This is a genomic window from Mesorhizobium sp. WSM4887 (assembly GCF_029625865.1).
Classification (GTDB): Bacteria; Pseudomonadota; Alphaproteobacteria; order Rhizobiales; family Rhizobiaceae; genus Mesorhizobium.
This window is the reverse complement of sequence record NZ_JARTVP010000008.1, coordinates 166809-185331: the sequence shown is the minus strand read 5'-3', so window position 1 is coordinate 185331 and position 18523 is coordinate 166809. Positions and strand designations below refer to the sequence as shown.

Genomic DNA, 18523 nt, shown 5'->3' with positions numbered 1-18523 from the left:
CGGCAAGCCGCTTTCCGAATTGCCCGAGAACGACGTGACCTATGCACCTGCGTGACGGCCTTCAGACGCATGCGACCGTCAGGCAGCGCTACGACCATCTGGTGGAAACCGGCGTGGTCGAACGCGATCCTGCGCAGGAGCGCGTCGTCGCTGCGCTCGACCGGCTGACCGACGAGATCTCCGCAAAAAGGCTGGCGCAGAAATCGAGCGCGCTGGGCTGGCTGTTTGCGCGCAGCAACAAGCCGCGCGAGGCTGTCAAGGGCCTTTACATCCATGGCGGCGTCGGGCGCGGCAAGACGATGCTGATGGACATGTTCTTCGATCTCCTGCCGGTCAGGCGAAAGCGCCGCGTCCATTTCAGCGATTTCATGGCCGACGTGCAGGACCGCATCCAAAAACACCGGGCGGCGCGCAAGAACGGCGATGTCAAGGAAGACGATCCGATCCCGCCGGTGGCGCGGGCGCTGGCCGAGGAGGCCTGGGTGCTGTGCTTCGACGAGTTTTCGGTCACCGACATTGCCGATGCCATGATCCTGTCGCGCCTGTTCTCGGCGCTGTTTTCCAAAGGCGTCGTGCTGGTCGCCACCTCCAACGTCGCGCCTCATGACCTTTATCGAGACGGCCTCAACCGGCAGCTTTTCCTGCCCTTCATCGGCCTGCTCGAACGTCATGCGCATGTGCTGACGCTGGATGCCGAAAAGGACTACCGGCAGGAAAAGCTCAACCGCTTGCCGATCTATGTCACGCCCGCCGACGCCGCGGCCGACCGCGCGCTCGACGACGCTTGGAAGACGATGACACATGGCAGGCCGACCGCGGCGATGACGCTGACGCTGAAAGGGCGTCAGCTCGTGGTGCCGCGCGCTGCCGGCGATGCCGCCCGTTTCTCCTTCGCCGATCTCTGCGAAAAGCCGCTCGGCGCGCGCGACTATCTGGCCATCGCCGACCGCTTCTCGACCGTCTTCATCGACCATGTGCCGGTGCTCGGCGAAGGCAAGCGCAACGAAGCCAAGCGTTTTATTCTGCTCATCGACACGCTTTACGACCACCACATGCGGCTGGTGATGAGCGCCGCCGCGCCCCCCGAGGGGCTCTACACCGCCAGGCGCGGCACGGAAGTCTTCGAATTCGAGCGCACTGCCTCGCGACTGATCGAAATGCAGAGCCGCGACTGGCTGGAAGGCTGGGCGGAGAGGCGGCAAGTCGGGGCAGAGCCCGCGGAGGCGCGGCAGGCGTGAACGTAGCCGCCTGGAGTCGTCATCCTTAGACAGAGCGGCGCGAAGCGATAAGCGCTTCGTCGCTTGAATGCGCACCTCCCAAACCGCTCGGCCGCCCCACTTGCCTGTCCGCCCGTCCTAAAATCACAACGGCGTCATCGCCGGGATGAAGGCCTTCTGATTTCATCGTTTATTGTATAAATTCTGTTCAGTTACCTTCGAAAATTTTGACGTTTACGTAATTCCCAATGCATCTAACCGATTGAAAACACTGGGTGCAAAATAACCGTTTGAATTTTCTCCATGCCGGAGCTATTGGGTTCGGCGAAATCCCGCGGTTTCCCGCATTCCTTCCGGCCCCCGGCCCCCGTCACGGCACCGTCACAGACAAAGGGAAAACATCCTGACATGGCACGCAACAAGATAGCGCTCATCGGCTCGGGCATGATCGGCGGCACGCTCGCCCATATGATCGGCCTGAAGGATCTCGGCGACGTGGTGCTATTCGACATCGCCGAGGGCATTCCGCAGGGCAAGGGTCTCGACATCGCCCAGTCCTCGCCGGTCGACGGATTCGACTCCAGACTGACAGGCGTCAACGACTATGCCGGCATCGAGGGCGCGGATGTCTGCATCGTCACCGCCGGCGTGCCGCGCAAGCCCGGCATGAGCCGCGACGATCTTCTCGGCATCAATCTCAAGGTCATGGAACAGGTCGGCGCGGGTCTCAAGAAATACGCGCCGAAGGCGTTCGTCATCTGCATCACCAACCCGCTCGATGCCATGGTCTGGGCGCTGCAGAAGTTTTCGGGCCTGCCGACCAGCCATGTCATCGGCATGGCCGGCGTGCTGGACAGCGCCCGCTTCCGCTACTTCCTGGCGGAAGAGTTCAAGGTCTCGGTCGAGGACGTCACCGCCTTCGTGCTCGGCGGCCATGGCGATTCGATGGTACCGATGATCCGCTATTCGACCGTGTCGGGCATCCCGCTGCCCGACCTCGTCAAGATGGGCTGGACCTCCAAGGAGAAGCTCGACCAGATCGTGCAGCGCACTCGCGACGGCGGCGCCGAGATCGTCGGCCTCTTGAAGACCGGCTCAGCCTATTACGCGCCGGCCGCCTCGGCCATCGCCATGGCCGAATCGTACCTGAAAGACAAGAAGCGCGTGCTGCCCTGCGCGGCGCACCTGTCCGGCCAGTACGGCGTCAAGGGGACCTATGTCGGCGTCCCCGTGGTGATCGGCGCCGGCGGTGTCGAGCGCGTCATCGAGATCGACCTCTCCAAGGCCGAGCAGAAGATGTTCGACAATTCGGTGGCGGCCGTGCAGGGCCTCACCGAGGCCTGCACCAAGATCGCCCCGCATCTCGCCGGCAAGTAATCGTCCCTCTCCGGAGACCAAGCGCATGAACATCCATGAATATCAGGCCAAGGCGCTGCTGAAGTCGTTCGGCGCGCCCGTCGCAAGCGGCGTTCCGGTGTTCAAGGCGAGCGAGGCGGAAGCCGCCGCCAAGACGCTGCCCGGCCCGCTCTATGTGGTGAAGAGCCAGATCCATGCCGGCGGCCGCGGCAAGGGCAAGTTCAAGGAACTCGGCCCCGACGCCAAGGGCGGCGTGCGGCTGGCGAAGTCGGCGGCCGAAGTGGTCGCCAACGCCAACGAGATGCTCGGCCAAACGCTGGTCACCAAGCAGACCGGACCGGCCGGCAAGCAGGTCAATCGCCTCTATATCGAGGACGGCGCCGATATCGACCGCGAGCTCTATCTGTCGATCCTGGTCGACCGTTCCGTCGGGCGCATCGCCTTCGTCGTCTCGACCGAGGGCGGCATGGATATCGAGGCGGTCGCGCATGACACGCCGGAAAAGATCCTCACCGTCGCCATCGATCCGGAAAAGGGCGTGACGGCCGATGATGTGAAGAAGCTCAACGCCGCGCTGCAGCTCGACGGCGATGCGGCGCAAGACGGCGGCACGCTGTTCCCGCTGCTCTACAGGGCCTTCGTCGAGAAGGACATGAGCCTGCTCGAGGTCAATCCGCTGATCGTCATGAAGAACGGCCGGCTGCGCGTGCTGGACGCCAAGGTGTCGTTCGACAACAACGCTCTCTTCCGCCATCCCGACGTGATGGAGCTGCGCGACACCACCGAAGAGGATGAGAAGGAGATCGAGGCGTCGAAATACGACCTCGCCTATGTCGCGCTCGAGGGCAATATCGGCTGCATGGTCAACGGCGCCGGCCTCGCGATGGCGACGATGGATATCATCAAGCTCTACGGCGCCGAGCCGGCCAACTTCCTCGATGTCGGCGGCGGAGCCTCGAAGGAGAAAGTGACGGCGGCCTTCAAGATCATCACCAAGGATCCGGCGGTCGAAGGCATCCTGATCAACATCTTCGGCGGCATCATGAAGTGCGATGTCATCGCCGAGGGCGTGATCGCCGCGGTCAAGGAAGTCGGGCTGAAGGTGCCGCTGGTCGTGCGGCTGGAAGGCACCAATGCCGAGCTCGGCAAGAAGATCATCAATGACAGCGGCTTGAACGTCGTCTCGGCAGACGACCTCGACGACGCGGCCAAGAAGATCGTCAAGGCGGTGAAGGGCTAAAGCGGATGCCTCCGCGCAAGATAAATCTGATCGAGGCGGCGGATGCGAAGATCGCCAAGGTCGCCAAGTTCGGCGAGGTTTTCGACTGGCACGCGCATGATGACGAGGACGAGGCCTTCCTCGTGCTGCGCGGCAAGATCGCCATCGATTTCCGCGACGGGCCGGTCGAGCTCGGCGAGGGCGATTTCATTGTCGTGCCGCGCGGCGTCGAGCATCGGCCGCGTTCGCTGACTGTCGAGCCCGTGGTGCTTATGTTCGAGCCGGCGACCACCCTCAACACCGGCAATGCCCAAAGCGACCTCACCGTCACCGATCTGAAGCGGCTCTGAGCCATGAACGCGACGCCTTTCTCATCCCTCTCGGCCGATCACCAGCGCCTGCAGGCGCTGGTCGGCGCGTGGCGTGGCGAGGAAGATGTCGCGGCGACGCAATGGACCGATGCCGGCGCCGCGACTTCGGAAGTGCTTGCGGAAACGCAGTTCGGCGGCCAGTTCGTGGTCCAGCGCTACCGCCAGCGCCGCGACGGCACGATCTCGTTCGGCGCGCATAATGTGTTCGGCTTCGATCAGCCGAACGACGTCGTCACCATGCATCAGTTCGACTCGATGGGTTTCGTGCCGGCCTCACCGGCTACGGGCACATGGAACGGCAACGAGCTTGTGCTGGAACGGTCGTCGCCGCGCGGCTCGGCTCGCGTGACTTACAGCTTTGACGGCACTGATACTTACCGCATGCGATTGCACTTCAAGCCCGCCGGCAGCGACGCCTGGCAAGACATGGTGAGCGGCCTCTACCGGCGCGTTTCGCCTTCCTCGATCAACGGTTTTTAGAAAAGGGGCGCGATGTCCATTCTCGTCGACAAGAATACCAAGGTGCTGGTGCAGGGCCTGACCGGCAAGACCGGCACCTTCCATACCGAGCAGGCGCTGGCCTATCACGCCACCAAGATGGTTGGCGGCGTCCATCCGAAGAAGGGCGGCGAGACCTGGACCGGCGCGAAGGGAGAGACCCTGCCGATCTTCGCCACCGTCGCCGAGGGCAAGGAGAAGACCGGCGCCACCGCCTCCGTCATCTATGTGCCGCCGGCAGGCGCGGGCGAAGCGATCATCGAGGCGATCGAGGCCGAGATCCCGCTGATCGTCTGCATCACCGAGGGCATCCCGGTTATGGACATGGTCAAGGTCAAGGCGCGGCTCGACCGCTCCTCCTCGCGGCTGATCGGCCCGAACTGCCCGGGAGTTTTGACCCCCGACGAATGCAAGATCGGCATCATGCCCGGCAACATCTTCCGCAAGGGCTCGGTCGGCGTTGTTTCCCGCTCGGGAACGCTTACCTATGAAGCGGTCTTCCAGACCAGCAATGTCGGCCTCGGCCAGACCACTGCTGTCGGCATCGGCGGCGACCCGGTCAAGGGCACCGAGTTCATCGACGTGCTCGAGATGTTCCTCGCCGACGACGAGACCAAGTCGATCATCATGATCGGCGAGATCGGCGGCTCGGCCGAGGAAGACGCCGCGCAGTTCTTGAAGGACGAGGCAAAGCGCGGCCGCAAGAAACCGATGGCGGGCTTCATTGCCGGGCGCACGGCGCCCGCCGGCCGCACCATGGGCCATGCGGGCGCGGTGATCTCCGGCGGCAAGGGCGGCGCGGAAGACAAGATCGCGGCGATGGAATCGGCCGGCATCAAGGTTTCGCCGTCACCGGCGCGGCTCGGCACGACGCTGGTCGAGGCGATCAAAGGTTAAGGGCGCGAATAGGGCAGCAGGGAAAGATCAGCGGCAAAAATGCCCTACTCCCCTACTGCCTTACTCCCCTACTCCCTTCCATAAAAGGAGACGGAGCCAGGCTCCGCAGACGAAAATGGCAAGACAAGATCAGGCCAACGACCAATTCTCGCTCACCTCGTTCCTTTATGGCGGCAATGCCGACTATATCGACGCGCTCTATGCCGCCTATGAGGACAACCCCGGCTCCGTCGATCCGGAATGGCAGGACTTCTTCGCCGCGCTGAAGGACGATGCGGGCGACGTGCGCAAGAACGCCAAGGGCGCCTCCTGGGCGAAGCCGTCCTGGCCGATGACGGCCAATGCCGAGCTGGTTTCGGCGCTCGACGGCAATTGGGGCCTGGTCGAAAAGCACATCGAAAAGAAGGTGAAGGAAAAGGCGGTCGTCAACGGCGCGGCCCTTTCCGATGCGGACGTTCACCAGGCGACGCGCGATTCCGTGCGCGCCATCATGATGATCCGCGCTTTTCGCATGCGCGGCCACCTGCACGCCAATCTCGACCCGCTGGGCATCGCCAAGCCGCTCGAGGACTATAACGAGCTGTCGCCGGAGAATTACGGCTTCACCGAAGCCGACTACGACCGGCCGATCTTCCTCGACAATGTGCTGGGGCTCGAGTTCGGCACCATCCGGCAGATGCTGGATATCCTCACCCGCACCTATTGCTCGACGCTCGGCGTCGAGTTCATGCACATCTCCGACCCCGAGGAGAAGGCCTGGATCCAGGCGCGCATCGAGGGCGCCGACAAGGAGATCACCTTCACCGCCACCGGCAAGAAGGCGATCCTGTCGAAGCTGGTCGAGGCCGAAGGCTTCGAGCAATTTATCGACGTCAAGTACAAGGGCACCAAGCGCTTCGGCCTCGACGGCGGCGAGTCGCTGATCCCGGCGCTGGAGCAGATCATCAAGCGCGGCGGCCAGCTCGGCCTCAAGGAGGCCGTGCTCGGCATGGCCCATCGCGGCCGTCTCAACGTGCTTTCGCAGGTCATGGCCAAGCCGCACCGCGCCATCTTCCACGAGTTCAAGGGCGGCTCGGCCGCTCCCGACGACGTCGAGGGCTCGGGCGACGTGAAGTACCATCTCGGCGCCTCCTCGGACCGCGAGTTCGACGGCAACAAGGTGCACCTGTCGCTGACGGCCAACCCCTCGCACCTGGAAATCGTCGACCCGGTCGTGATGGGCAAGGCGCGCGCCAAGCAGGACCAGCTCGCTGGCCGCGAGCGCGGCGAGATCGTGCCGCTGTCCGAGCGCGCCAAGGTAATGCCGCTGCTGCTGCATGGCGACGCGGCGTTTGCCGGCCAGGGCGTGATCGCGGAGATGTTCGGGCTCTCCGGCCTGCGCGGCCACCGCGTCGCCGGCACGCTGCACTTCATCATCAACAACCAGATCGGCTTCACCACCAATCCGCGCTTCTCGCGTTCCTCGCCCTATCCGTCGGATGTGGCGAAGATGATCGAAGCGCCGATCTTCCACGTCAACGGCGACGATCCGGAAGCGGTGGTGCATGCCGCGAAGGTGGCGACGGAATTCCGCATGAAGTTCCACAAACCGGTGGTGGTGGACATGTTCTGCTACCGCCGCTTCGGCCACAATGAAGGCGACGAGCCGTCCTTCACGCAGCCAATCATGTACCGCAACATCCGCAGCCATAAGACGGTTGTGCAGGTCTATGCCGACCGGCTGATCGCCGAGGGTCACATCACCCAGGCCGAGGTCGACAAGATGCGGGCCGACTGGCGCGCGCATCTGGAACAGGAGTGGGAAGTCGGCCAGTCCTACAAGCCGAACAAGGCCGACTGGCTTGACGGCGCCTGGTCCGGCCTGCGCACGGCCGACAACCAGGACGAACAGCGGCGCGGCAAGACCGCGGTGCCGGTCCGCACGCTGAAGGAAATCGGCAAGAAGCTGACCGAGGTGCCGAAGGATTTCGAGGCGCACAAGACGATCCTGCGCTTCCTCGAGAACCGCCGCCAGGCGATCGAATCCGGCGACGGCATCGACTGGTCGACCGCCGAGGCGCTGGCCTTCGGCGCCATCCTGCTCGACGGCAATCCGATCCGGCTCTCCGGCCAGGATTCGGAGCGCGGCACCTTCTCGCAGCGCCATTCCGTGCTCTACGACCAGCGCGACGAAACCCGCTACATTCCGCTCAACAATCTGTCTGCGGCGCAGGCCGGCTACGAAGTCATCAACTCGATGCTCTCGGAAGAGGCGGTGCTCGGCTTCGAATATGGCTACAGCCTCGCCGAGCCCAAGGCGCTGACGCTTTGGGAAGCGCAGTTCGGCGATTTCGCCAACGGCGCCCAGGTGGTGTTCGACCAGTTCATCTCGTCCGGTGAGCGCAAGTGGCTGAGAATGTCGGGCCTCGTCTGCCTCCTGCCGCACGGCTATGAAGGCCAGGGGCCGGAACATTCCTCGGCCCGCCTCGAACGCTTCCTGCAGCTCTGCGCCGAGGACAACATGCAGGTGGCGAACGTCACGACGCCGGCTAACTATTTCCACATCCTGCGCCGGCAGTTGAAGCGCGACTTCCGCAAGCCGCTGATCCTGATGACGCCGAAGTCGCTGCTGCGCCACAAGCGGGCGGTGTCGACGCTGTCGGAGATGGCGGGCGAAAGCTCGTTCCACCGACTGTTGTGGGACGATGCGCAGCTCTTGGCCGACCAGCCGATCAAGCTCGTGAAGGATTCCAAGATCCGCCGTGTCGTGCTCTGCTCCGGCAAGGTCTATTACGACCTCTACGAGGAGCGCGAGAAGCGCGGCATCACCGACATCTACCTGTTGCGCGTCGAGCAGCTCTACCCGTTCCCGGCCAAGGCGCTGATCACCGAGCTGTCGCGTTTCCGCAACGCCGAGATGGTGTGGTGCCAGGAGGAGCCCAAGAATATGGGCGCCTGGTCGTTCATCGATCCTTATCTCGAATGGGTGCTGGCGCATATCGACGCCAAGCATCAGCGGGTGCGCTATACCGGCCGGCCGGCCTCGGCCTCGCCGGCCACCGGACTGATGTCGAAGCATCTCAGCCAGCTTTCCGCCCTGCTCGACGACGCGCTGGGCGAGTAAGCAGACCCGGACCAAACAGACCTCAAGAAGACAAGAGAACGGACAGGCACAATGGCTACCGAAATCCGCGTCCCCACTCTCGGCGAATCCGTCACCGAGGCGACCGTCGGCAAGTGGTTCAAGAAGGTCGGCGACGCGATCGCCGCCGATGAGCCGCTGGTCGAGCTCGAAACCGACAAGGTGACGGTGGAGGTGCCCGCCGCGGGCGCCGGGACGCTCTCCGAGATCACCGTCAAGGAAGGCGAGACGGTCAATGTCGGGGCGCTGCTCGGCTCGATTTCGGCCGGCGGCGCAGCCGCCGCTCCCGCCACCAAGCCGCAGGCGGTGGCGCAGGCGTCCAGTCCGGACGCCGCATCCACGACGAAGCAGGCCGCCGCCGAAACCGCCAAGATGGCCGGCGACGCCGGCCCGGTCGAGCCGCGCACCATGCCGCCGGCGCCGGCTGCGGCCAAACTGATCGCCGAGCACAATCTCTCGGTCGAGCAACTGACGGGCTCCGGCAAGCGCGGCCAAGTGCTGAAGGGCGACGTCCTCGATGCCATCGCTAAGGGCGCGCCATCGCAGCCGGCCGAGACGCCGAAAGCGGCTCCTGCTCCTGCTCCCGCACCGGTCGCGGCCCGCGCGCCGTCGACGGCCGACGATGCTTCGCGCGAGGAGCGCGTGCGCATGACCAAGCTGCGCCAGACGATCGCGCGCCGGCTCAAGGAGGCGCAGTCGACCGCCGCCATGCTCACCACCTTCAACGAGGTGGATATGAGCGCGGTGATGGCGCTGAGGGCCAAGTATAAGGACGTGTTCGAGAAGAAGCATGGCGTGAAGCTCGGCTTCATGGGCTTCTTCACCAAGGCCGTCACCCATGCGCTGAAGGAGATCCCGGCGGTCAATGCCGAGATCGACGGCGCCGACATCATCTACAAGAACTTTGCGCATGTCGGCGTCGCCGTCGGCACCGACAAGGGCCTGGTGGTCCCGGTCGTGCGCGATGCCGACCAGATGTCCATCGCCGAGATCGAGAAGGAGATCGGCCGGCTGGGCCTCGCCGCGCGCGACGGCAAGCTTTCGGTTGCCGACATGCAGGGCGGCACCTTTACGATCTCCAACGGCGGCGTCTACGGATCGCTGATGTCGACGCCGATCCTCAATGCGCCGCAGTCCGGTATCCTCGGCATGCACAAGATCCAGGAGCGGCCGGTGGTGGTCGGCGGCCAGATCGTCATCCGCCCGATGATGTATCTGGCGCTCAGCTACGACCACCGCATCGTCGACGGCAAGGAAGCGGTGACCTTCCTCGTCCGCGTCAAGGAAAGCCTGGAGGATCCCGAGCGGCTGGTGCTCGATCTCTGAGGTGGAGCATGAAGGCTCGCGGGCGGGGCGGCGAGTGAAGGCCCGTTGGCTCAGCACCGCGAGGCCGGTCGCGCTTGCCGCCGGTGCGGCTCTCGTAGCAGCCGATGCCCAGGCCGCTTGCCCGATCCAGCTTGCCGCCTATGGCGAGGCGAAAAGCGGCGCCGAGATCGATTTCAGCCCGACGGGTACCTCGGCGACGATCGCCAACACATTCCGCATGATACTCGACAACAATACCGTGCTCGATGGCATCGCCATGTGGACCGAGGGCTCCGCCGGGCGGCCGCACGGCTCGCTGATGTACAAATGCCCGACCGGCGACGTCACCGGCGAGGAGCTCGCCGCCTGCACGGTCTGGGAAGGCGTGATCTATAGCGCCGATGAGAAGGGCGTCGTGGGTCTGCTGCCGGCCGAGGGCGCGGATGCGCCGAAGAGCCTGATCTTTCCCGATCTCGGACCGTCGCTCGAAATGTCAGCCGCTTATGGTCCGGCGGGCTTCTCAAAAGTACCGTGGGACGTCTTTGCCCTGAAAGGCTGCCAGGAATGAATGCCGACAAGAAGACGCTGCTGGTCACCGGCGGCAGCCGCGGCATCGGCGCCGCGATCTGCCGGCAGGCCAGTCGGGCCGGCTATCGGGTGGCGATCAACTATGTCTCCAACCGGGCCGCCGCCGATGCGCTCGTCGCCGAGCTCGAAGCCGCGGGCGGCGAGGCCTTCGCGGTCAGGGGCGATGTCGGCAACGAGGCCGACGACATCGCGATGTTCGAAACGGTGGACCGGGCTTTCGGCCGGCTCGACGCCTTCGTCAACAATGCCGGCATCGTCGACATCAAGGCGCGTGTCGACGAGATGAGCGCCGAGCGGGTCGAGCGCATGATGCGCATCAACGTCGTCGGCTCCTTCCTCTGCGCCCGCGAGGCTGTCAAGCGCATGTCGACCCGTCACGGCGGCAAGGGCGGCGCCATCGTCAATCTGTCCTCGGCGGCGGCAAGACTGGGCTCGCCCGGCGAATATGTCGACTACGCCGCTTCCAAGGGCGCGATCGACACGCTGACCGTTGGTCTGGCGCGCGAGGTGGCGCTGGAAGGCATCCGCGTCAATGCCGTCAGTCCAGGCATCACCGAAACCGACATCCATGCCTCCGGCGGCCAGCCGGAGCGCGTGGCGCGGATGCAGGATCTGCTGCCGCTGAAGCGCGCGGGCACGGCCGACGAGGTCGCGAGCGCGGTTCTCTACCTTTTGTCGGACGCGGCCTCCTATATAACGGGCGCGATCCTGAATGTGAGCGGCGGCCGCTGAAGGCCAGACCAGAAGGACACCATCATGGCTTATGACGTCGTAATCATCGGATCGGGACCGGGCGGCTATGTCTGCGCCATCAAGGCGGCACAGCTCGGCCTGAAGACAGCGGTGGTCGAGAAGAACGCCACCTTCGGCGGCACCTGCCTCAATATCGGCTGCATCCCGTCGAAAGCCCTGCTCCACGCCTCCGAGATGTTCGCCGAAGCCGGTCATGCCTTCGATATGCTCGGCATCGAGGTCGGCGCGCCAAAACTCAATCTGAAGAAGATGCTGGCGCACAAGGATGCGACCGTGGCCTCCAACGTCAACGGCGTCGCTTTTCTCTTCAAGAAGAACAAGATCGACTCGTTCCGCGGCACCGGCAAGGTGATCGGCGCCGGCAAGGTGTCGGTCACCGGCGAGGGCGGCAAGGTCGAGGAGATCGAGACCAAGAACATCGTCATCGCCACCGGTTCCGACGTCGCCGGCATTCCGGGTGTCAAGGTCGACTTCGACGAGAAGGTGATCGTGTCCTCGACCGGCGCGCTGTCGCTGGCCAAGGTGCCGGGCAGTCTTGTGGTGGTCGGCGGCGGCGTCATCGGGCTCGAGCTCGGCTCGGTCTGGGCCAGGCTCGGCGCCAAGGTCACGGTTGTCGAGTTCCTCGACACCATCCTCGGCGGCATGGATGGCGAGGTCTCGAAGCAATTCCAGCGGCTGCTGTCCAAGCAGGGCTTCGAGTTCAAGCTCGGCGCCAAGGTCACCGGCGTCGCCAAATCCAAGAAGGGCGCCAGCGTGACGTTCGAGCCGGTCAAGGGCGGCGCGGCGGAAACGATCGAGGCCGATGTCGTGCTGGTCGCGACCGGACGCCGCCCCTATGCCGACAGCCTTGGATTGAAAGAAGCCGGCATCGAGATGGACGAGCGCGGCCGGGTCAAGTCCGACGGGCATCTGAGGACCAACTTGCCCGGCATCTATGCCATCGGCGACGTCATTGCCGGGCCGATGCTGGCGCACAAGGCCGAGGACGAGGGCGTGGCGGTAGCCGAGACGATCGCCGGCCAGGCCGGTCATGTGAACTACGACGTTATCCCGAGCGTCGTCTACACCAGTCCCGAAATCGCCTCGGTCGGCAAGACCGAAGAGGAGCTGAAAAAGGCCGGCATCGACTACAAGGTCGGCAAGTTCCCTTTCAGCGCCAATGGCCGCGCGCGGGCCATGCTGCACACCGACGGCTTCGTGAAGATCCTCGCCGACAAGGCGAGCGACCGCGTGCTCGGCGTTCATATCGTCGGCTTCGGCGCCGGCGAGATGATCCACGAGGCGGCGGTGCTGATGGAGTTCGGCGGCTCCTCGGAAGACCTCGCCCGCACCTGCCATGCCCACCCGACCATGTCGGAGGCGGTCAAGGAAGCGGCGCTGGCCACGTTCTTCAAGCCGATCCATATTTAGGTGCTCGTCACGGCCGGCGCCGAACGCCCGAGGATGGCAAAGGTGTAGTTAAACAAAAACGGCCCGCCTTTCGGCGGGCCGTTCGTCGTGGAGCTATAGCCTGATCACGGAGACGGCGCAGGTGCCGGAGCCGGGGCAGGCGTCGGAGTGGGCGCGGGTGCCGGGGCTGGCGTCGGAGCTGGAGCAGGCGTTGCGGGCGCAGGTTCAGGCGTTGCAGGCGCCGGGGCCGGCGTCGTCGCGGCCGGCGGCTCGGAAGTCGCGGGGGCGTGCTCGCCACCGGTTCTGCCAAAAACATAATACGCAACAATGGCCAGGATAATGACAACTAGGGCGATCAGCCACCCGCTGCCGCCACCACCGCCCCTCGAGGGCGGCGTGCTCGACGGGGTGTAGGGGTCGTTAGGGTTCGCCATGAAACGTGTCCTCCTTGGAATGAAAGGCATCAAATAGCAGCCATCAACGCGCGGATCCCCTAATGGGTTTCACGCAGGCGGACGGAAAGCGCTGAAAAACCGGCATTTTCCGCCAGACGACTCAGTTGACGGCGGTAACACTATACCCCGCTTTGCGGAAATCTTCGACCAGTCCGTCAGGGCCGGGCAGATGCAGCGCGCCGACCGCCATGAAGGCATTGCCCCTGGCCAGAATCGGCATGGCATGCGCGACCATGACCTTGTTGCGGCTGGTGATCATGGTCTGCTCAAAGGCGGCATAGCCGGCCTGGTCGTCCGCCGTGTCGGGCAGCACGGTGCGAAACAGCGGCCAGAACATGCCGACCTCGCCGCGTTGGTAGAGCACGATCATGGTTTCGTTGACGTCGTTCACCTTGTCGCCGAGCTTCAGCGTCTCGACCAACCCCTTCATGTGGTAGGCGAGCGGCAGCGAAGCCATGGCGCGCAGTTGGTCGACGGCGGTTTCCAACCCCTCGACGTCCTTGCCGGCCGCTTTGGCGTCGGCGGCCAGCTTGACGTCCAGCACCGGCGCGCCGGCGCTCTGGCGCGCCACCTCGCAGGCCGGCAGCGCCACCATGGCCGACAGGATCCACGGCTTCATCTTGGCCACCGTCAGAGGCGGAATGCCGCGTGCATCGAGCCCCTTGTTCAGTACTGCCGCATCCTCGGGCGACAGCAGCGAGGACAGCGTCGTGTTGTCCGTGAACATCATCAGGCCAGGCTCGGCGGCCATGGCGGCCATCATCTTGGCCTTGTCGAGGGCGTCGGTGGTTTCGATGATGATGGTGTCGGCGCCTTCATAGGCTTTTTGGGCCGCGGCAGGCAGCGTGGTGACGCGCGCGTCCGTCATGTGCATGGTGCCGAAGAGATAGGACGGCTCCTCGCCTGGTTTCTCGAGCTTCCACAACAGCCCCCGGCCGTTTGGAACGGCGTCGGCTTCGGTCTCGACCTTCTTGAAGGCGGCGGGATCGCTCTTTGCAAGACCCGCCAGCAGGTCGCTGCCGCCGCAGGCGGGCGCTTCGGCATGCGCGCGGCCGGCCAGCAGCAGCACGAGCAGGAACGAAAGGAAAAACAGCAGGTTGAGCGCTGCGAGCAGCTTCAACGAGACGAGGGCCGCGCGGTCGGCGATGGCGATAACGCGTTTCATGGCAAGCTTCTTAAGGGCAAAAAGCGGCAAAACGGTTAATCGAGAGCCGAAATTGTTGTCGACCGGCTCGGATTCCCGGCGGCAGCGTTAGACGGGTGGCCCGGCGCCGATGGAAGGCCGTGGCTGATCTGCCGCCAGTTTCGATGATCCCCGCGGTCGAGCGGCCCAACTGGTTGCTGGATCTGACGGGAGAGATTGCGCCGAAAACGCCGATCCCCTAGATCATGCGACCGTAAAGCGCCCGGCAGGGGACCCCGTGTGATCATCGACAACGCCGCCTTCGAGCGCTACCGGCGCTCGCCGAACGAGAAAACCACCCTGCTCCGGCTCCTGCTCGGAACGGCGATCGTCGTTCTCTTCTGGCTCGCCGTGACGCTGGTCGTGCTCGTCGCCGGCACCGCCGCCTTCATCGTCTTGCGCCTCCCGGGCCCGGCGACCGGACAGCCGATCCAGGATTTCCTTGCCTCTCCCGCCGGCATCCTCACCGCGCTGGCGTCCTTTGCCGGCATCTGGATCGGTCTTTGGGCCGCGATGCGTTTCGTTCATGGCGAGCCGCTCTCGGCGCTGATCGGCCCAGACCGCCGCATCTCGCGCGGCGGGTTTCTCAAAGGCCTGGTCGCGGTTCTGACAACCTCCTTGTTCTCCGAGGTGCTGCTTTATTGGCTGCAGCCGGAGATCGTCCGCGGATCGATCGCGTTCTCGTCCTGGCTGCTCTTGCTTCTCGCGATCGTGCCGCTCGCCTTTCTGCAGACCTCATCGGAGGAGGCTCTGTTCCGTGGCTATCTGCTGCGTGGCCTCGCCAGCCGCTTTGGCAGCCCGCTGATCTGGGCCGCGCTGCCGGGGCTTCTGTTCACCGCGTTGCATTGGAGCCCGGCCTCGACGCTTGCCATCAATGCCAGCGTGCTGGTCTCGATCGCCGCCTTCGCGCTGCTGCTGACGCTGCTGGTCTATGTGACCGGCAATCTCGGCGCTGCATTCGGCGCCCATCTCGGCAACAATCTGATCGGCTTCCTGCTGATCTCGCACCAGCAGAGCTACAATTCCTTCGCCCTGTTCAACGCCAAGCCGCTGGAAGGCCCCGGCTGGACCAATTGGGACGCCGTTCTCATCGCCGCGATCGGCATCGTAAGCACGCTGCTGACGATGCTCCTGCTTCTGCATCGCCGCTCCCCCCTGAAGGTCGGGCCGGACGAGCCATGATCCAAAAAAGCGGAAACCGGTTTCTTGATCAAACCGTGGTCAACCAGAAAACCGATGGGCTCGCCTGATGCGCATCACGCTGGTGGCGGAACGCACCATTCCCTGCAAAGGCTATGGCGGCACTGAGCGGCAGGTCGACTGGCTGGCAACAGAGCTTTCGCGTCTCGGCCACAAGGTGGTCCTGATCGCCGCTCGCGGCTCGAGCCATCCGCTGTGCGAAGTGCGGCAGGCCTCTTCGGCCGCTGAATGCCGCGCTGCGATCCCGGCCGACACCGACATCGTGCATTTCAATGGCTGGTACATCGAGATTTCGCGACCGGCGCTCTATACGATGCACGGCTTCGACCCGGAATTCACGCAAAACAGGCCAAACTGGAACTTCGTCAGCGCCAGCCATGCGCGCAACCATGGGCGGGAAACCTTCGTCCACAACGGCTTTCCGGTCGACGCCTATCGGCTGTCCGCCCGCAAGACGGGCAGGCTCCTGTTTCTGGCCGGCATCGCCCGCGCCGGCAAGAACCTCAACCGGGCTGTCGATCTCGCCCGTGCCTTCGATTTCCAGCTCGATATCGCCGGCGGCTCGCGCTGGCAGCTCCTGCAGCGCACCAAGGTTCGACGCCAGGGTGTCTTCTTCAAGAGCCTCGGCCGCCGCTTCCGCTACCACGGGGTCGTCGACGGCGACGAGAAGCTGCGCCTGCTGGGAGAAGCCAGAGCTTTTCTCAACCCGATCGCCTGGGAAGAGCCGTTCGGCATGGCGCCGGTCGAAGCGATGCTCTGCGGCACGCCGGTGTTGACGACACGGCGCGGCGCGCTGCCCGAAATCGTCGACGGCGCCACCGGTCGCCTCTTCGACACCGATGCCGAGTTCGCCAAGGCCTTGGCCGACATCGCCGGCTTGTCCCCTGAGCAGTGCCGTGCATCCGCCGCCGCGCGATTTCCCATCGCCAAGACGGCAAACGGCTATCTCGATCTCTATACGCGCATCCTGGACGGCGAAAAGCTGCCCTGAACCCCCTTTGGGCGCGGTGTCTTGCTCTTCAAAACGACCCCAGCCTTGACTCCGCCGCCGATTTCCTGTCTAGACGCGCACGAATTCCGCGACGAGACCCTCTCCGCGAAAGCCGACCAGGACGCCGAAGCCTCTTTGAGGCGAGAGCTGTAAACCGATCCTGGAGGCCAACACCCGGCAGCGCGATGCGCCCCCGGGTGCTTTTTGGCTTTGCGCTTTGGCTTGGCGACCCGGCGCGAACGCACTACCTCTCGGGTCGAATGAACCGAGATCGAAGGAAGCAAGATGTTTGAATCACTGCAGGAGCGCACAAGAGGCGTGGAGGGCCGCAGGCCCGACAGCGATCGGCATGAATCCAAGGCGCTCTCGCACGGCGGTCTGATCAATGTTTGAGTCCCTGCAAGAGCGCCTTGGCTCCATCCTGAACGGCCTGACCGGCCGCGGTGCGCTGTCGGAGGCGGACGTCTCTGCGGCGTTGCGCGAGGTGCGCCGGGCACTGCTTGAGGCCGATGTGGCGCTCGAGGTGGTTCGCTCTTTCACCGACAAGGTGCGCGAGAAGGCGGTCGGCGCCGCGGTGCTGAAGTCGATCAAGCCCGGACAGATGGTCGTCAAGATCGTCCATGACGAGCTGGTCGATATGCTCGGTGCCGAGGGCGTCGCTATCGACCTCAACGCGCCCGCGCCCGTCGTCGTCATGATGGTCGGCCTGCAGGGTTCCGGCAAGACGACGACCTCGGCCAAAATTGCCAAGCGGCTGACCGAGCGTCAGAACAAGAAAATCCTGATGGCCTCGCTCGACACGCGGCGTCCGGCCGCGCAGGAGCAGCTGCGCCAGCTTGGCGAGCAGACCAAGGTCGCCACGCTGCCGATCATCGCCGGCCAAAGCCCGGTCGATATCGCCAAGCGCGCCGTGCAGGCGGCAAAGCTCGGCGGCCACGACGTCGTCATCCTCGACACGGCCGGCCGCACGCATATCGACGAGCCGCTGATGGTCGAGATGGCCGACATCAAGAAGGTGTCGTCGCCGCACGAAATCCTGCTGGTCGCCGACTCACTGACCGGCCAGGACGCGGTCAACCTGGCGAAAAGCTTCGACGAGCGCGTCGGCATCACCGGCCTGGTGCTGACCCGCATGGACGGCGACGGCCGCGGCGGCGCCGCGCTTTCGATGCGCGCCGTCACCGGCAAGCCGATCAAGCTGATCGGCACCGGCGAAAAGATGGACGGGCTGGAGGAATTCCACCCCAAGCGCATCGCCGACCGCATCCTCGGCATGGGCGACATCGTCAGCCTAGTCGAGAAGGCCGCCGAGACCATCGACGCCGAGCAGGCGGCGGCGATGGCCAAGAAGATGCAGTCAGGCAAGTTCGACCTGAACGACCTTGCCGCGCAGCTTCAGCAGATGTCGAAAATGGGCGGCATGGGCGGCATCATGGGCATGATGCCCGGCATGGGCAAGATGAAGGACCAGCTCGCCGCGGCCGGCTTCGACGACAAGATGTTCCGCCGGCAGCTCGCCATCATCTCCTCGATGACCAAGGCCGAGCGCGCCAACCCCGATATCTTGAAGCACTCGCGCAAGAAGCGCATCGCCGCCGGCTCCGGCACCGACGCGGCCGAGATCAACAAGCTCTTGAAGATGCATCGCGGCATGGCCGACATGATGAAGGCGATGGGCGGCAAGGGCAAAGGCGGCGGCATGATGCGCGGCATGATGGGAGGCCTGGCTTCGAAGATGGGCCTTGGCGGCATGATGCCCGGCGGCGGCATGCCCGACCTTTCCAAGATGGACCCGAAGCAGCTGGAGGCCTTGCAGAAGCAGGCCCAGGCTGCCGGTCTCGGCAAAGGCCTGCCGGGTGGACTGCCCGGCGGACTTCCCGGCGGCGGGTTGCCGGGCCTGCCCGGCGGCATGAAACTGCCGGGCCTTCCCGGTCTCGGCGGCGGCGGGCTGCCTGGCCTTGGCAAGAAGAAGTGAGGGGG

Annotated in this window: 15 protein-coding genes; 14 read left to right on the top strand and 1 reads right to left on the bottom strand. The window is 64.8% G+C overall.

The features are described from left to right. Window positions 1-41: 41 nt before the first annotated feature. The 11 genes from zapE (at window position 42) to lpdA (ending at window position 12735) form a co-directional block, all read left to right on the top strand. Window positions 42-1238, top strand: a complete 1197-nt coding sequence (zapE, locus tag P9230_RS24600) for a cell division protein ZapE (protein WP_278120942.1) — start codon at window positions 42-44, stop codon at window positions 1236-1238. Between the two features lie 387 nt (window positions 1239-1625). Then, window positions 1626-2594 (top strand): malate dehydrogenase, encoded by a 969-nt coding sequence (mdh, locus tag P9230_RS24595; protein WP_067323649.1) that lies wholly within the window; start codon window positions 1626-1628, stop codon window positions 2592-2594. Window positions 2595-2619: 25 nt separating this feature from the next. Beyond that, a complete protein-coding gene (gene sucC, locus P9230_RS24590) occupies window positions 2620-3813 on the top strand; it encodes an ADP-forming succinate--CoA ligase subunit beta (protein ID WP_127217124.1) in 1194 nt (397 codons plus the stop codon). A 5-nt stretch (window positions 3814-3818) separates the two neighbouring features. Beyond that, a complete protein-coding gene (locus P9230_RS24585) occupies window positions 3819-4142 on the top strand; it encodes a cupin domain-containing protein (RefSeq protein WP_278120941.1) in 324 nt (107 codons plus the stop codon). Window positions 4143-4145: 3 nt separating this feature from the next. Then, on the top strand, window positions 4146-4643 hold the full coding sequence (locus P9230_RS24580; protein ID WP_278120940.1) for a DUF1579 family protein: 498 nt from the start codon (window positions 4146-4148) through the stop codon (window positions 4641-4643). Between the two features lie 12 nt (window positions 4644-4655). After that, window positions 4656-5558, top strand: coding sequence for a succinate--CoA ligase subunit alpha (gene sucD / locus P9230_RS24575; RefSeq protein WP_067323640.1), 903 nt, complete (start codon window positions 4656-4658; stop codon window positions 5556-5558). Between the two features lie 115 nt (window positions 5559-5673). Then, complete coding sequence (locus P9230_RS24570) at window positions 5674-8661, top strand: 2-oxoglutarate dehydrogenase E1 component (protein WP_278120939.1); 2988 nt, start codon at window positions 5674-5676, stop codon at window positions 8659-8661. A gap of 51 nt (window positions 8662-8712) precedes the next feature. Then, window positions 8713-10005 (top strand): 2-oxoglutarate dehydrogenase complex dihydrolipoyllysine-residue succinyltransferase, encoded by a 1293-nt coding sequence (gene odhB, locus P9230_RS24565; RefSeq protein ID WP_067323636.1) that lies wholly within the window; start codon window positions 8713-8715, stop codon window positions 10003-10005. Between the two features lie 124 nt (window positions 10006-10129). Then, window positions 10130-10552, top strand: a complete 423-nt coding sequence (locus P9230_RS24560; protein WP_245307513.1) for a hypothetical protein — start codon at window positions 10130-10132, stop codon at window positions 10550-10552. Beyond that, window positions 10549-11304 carry an SDR family oxidoreductase gene (locus tag P9230_RS24555; RefSeq protein WP_127247363.1) on the top strand — a complete coding sequence of 252 codons (756 nt, stop codon included), beginning with the start codon at window positions 10549-10551 and terminating at the stop codon, window positions 11302-11304. Before P9230_RS24560 ends, P9230_RS24555 begins: the two co-directional genes overlap by 4 nt. Window positions 11305-11328: 24 nt before the next feature. Next, window positions 11329-12735 carry a dihydrolipoyl dehydrogenase gene (gene lpdA, locus P9230_RS24550; protein WP_278120938.1) on the top strand — a complete coding sequence of 469 codons (1407 nt, stop codon included), beginning with the start codon at window positions 11329-11331 and terminating at the stop codon, window positions 12733-12735. A gap of 534 nt (window positions 12736-13269) precedes the next feature. On the opposite strand, the gene P9230_RS24545 is transcribed toward lpdA, so the two are convergent. Continuing rightward, complete coding sequence (locus P9230_RS24545) at window positions 13270-14334, bottom strand: TraB/GumN family protein (protein WP_278120937.1); 1065 nt, start codon at window positions 14332-14334, stop codon at window positions 13270-13272. A 258-nt stretch (window positions 14335-14592) separates the two neighbouring features. Between P9230_RS24545 and P9230_RS24540 the strand changes: the two genes are divergently transcribed. From P9230_RS24540 to ffh, 3 genes are all read left to right on the top strand, one after another. After that, window positions 14593-15534 (top strand): CPBP family intramembrane glutamic endopeptidase, encoded by a 942-nt coding sequence (locus P9230_RS24540; protein ID WP_095799601.1) that lies wholly within the window; start codon window positions 14593-14595, stop codon window positions 15532-15534. Window positions 15535-15601: 67 nt separating this feature from the next. Continuing rightward, on the top strand, window positions 15602-16543 hold the full coding sequence (locus P9230_RS24535) for a glycosyltransferase (RefSeq protein ID WP_127247365.1): 942 nt from the start codon (window positions 15602-15604) through the stop codon (window positions 16541-16543). Between the two features lie 385 nt (window positions 16544-16928). Continuing rightward, window positions 16929-18518, top strand: coding sequence for a signal recognition particle protein (gene ffh, locus P9230_RS24530; RefSeq protein ID WP_127216091.1), 1590 nt, complete (start codon window positions 16929-16931; stop codon window positions 18516-18518). Window positions 18519-18523 lie beyond the last annotated feature (5 nt).

Bases quoted from the DNA above. Each gene is read 5' to 3' on its own strand.
- lpdA (WP_278120938.1), top strand. From the start codon at position 11,329: ATGGCTTATGACGTCGTAATCATCGGATCGGGACCGGGCGGCTATGTC.
- P9230_RS24545 (WP_278120937.1), bottom strand. From the start codon at position 14,334: ATGAAACGCGTTATCGCCATCGCCGACCGCGCGGCCCTCGTCTCGTTG.
- P9230_RS24585 (WP_278120941.1), top strand. From the start codon at position 3,819: ATGCCTCCGCGCAAGATAAATCTGATCGAGGCGGCGGATGCGAAGATC.
- odhB (WP_067323636.1), top strand. From the start codon at position 8,713: ATGGCTACCGAAATCCGCGTCCCCACTCTCGGCGAATCCGTCACCGAG.
- mdh (WP_067323649.1), top strand. From the start codon at position 1,626: ATGGCACGCAACAAGATAGCGCTCATCGGCTCGGGCATGATCGGCGGC.
- sucC (WP_127217124.1), top strand. From the start codon at position 2,620: ATGAACATCCATGAATATCAGGCCAAGGCGCTGCTGAAGTCGTTCGGC.
- zapE (WP_278120942.1), top strand. From the start codon at position 42: ATGCACCTGCGTGACGGCCTTCAGACGCATGCGACCGTCAGGCAGCGC.
- P9230_RS24535 (WP_127247365.1), top strand. From the start codon at position 15,602: ATGCGCATCACGCTGGTGGCGGAACGCACCATTCCCTGCAAAGGCTAT.
- P9230_RS24580 (WP_278120940.1), top strand. From the start codon at position 4,146: ATGAACGCGACGCCTTTCTCATCCCTCTCGGCCGATCACCAGCGCCTG.
- P9230_RS24555 (WP_127247363.1), top strand. From the start codon at position 10,549: ATGAATGCCGACAAGAAGACGCTGCTGGTCACCGGCGGCAGCCGCGGC.
- P9230_RS24570 (WP_278120939.1), top strand. From the start codon at position 5,674: ATGGCAAGACAAGATCAGGCCAACGACCAATTCTCGCTCACCTCGTTC.
- ffh (WP_127216091.1), top strand. From the start codon at position 16,929: ATGTTTGAGTCCCTGCAAGAGCGCCTTGGCTCCATCCTGAACGGCCTG.
- sucD (WP_067323640.1), top strand. From the start codon at position 4,656: ATGTCCATTCTCGTCGACAAGAATACCAAGGTGCTGGTGCAGGGCCTG.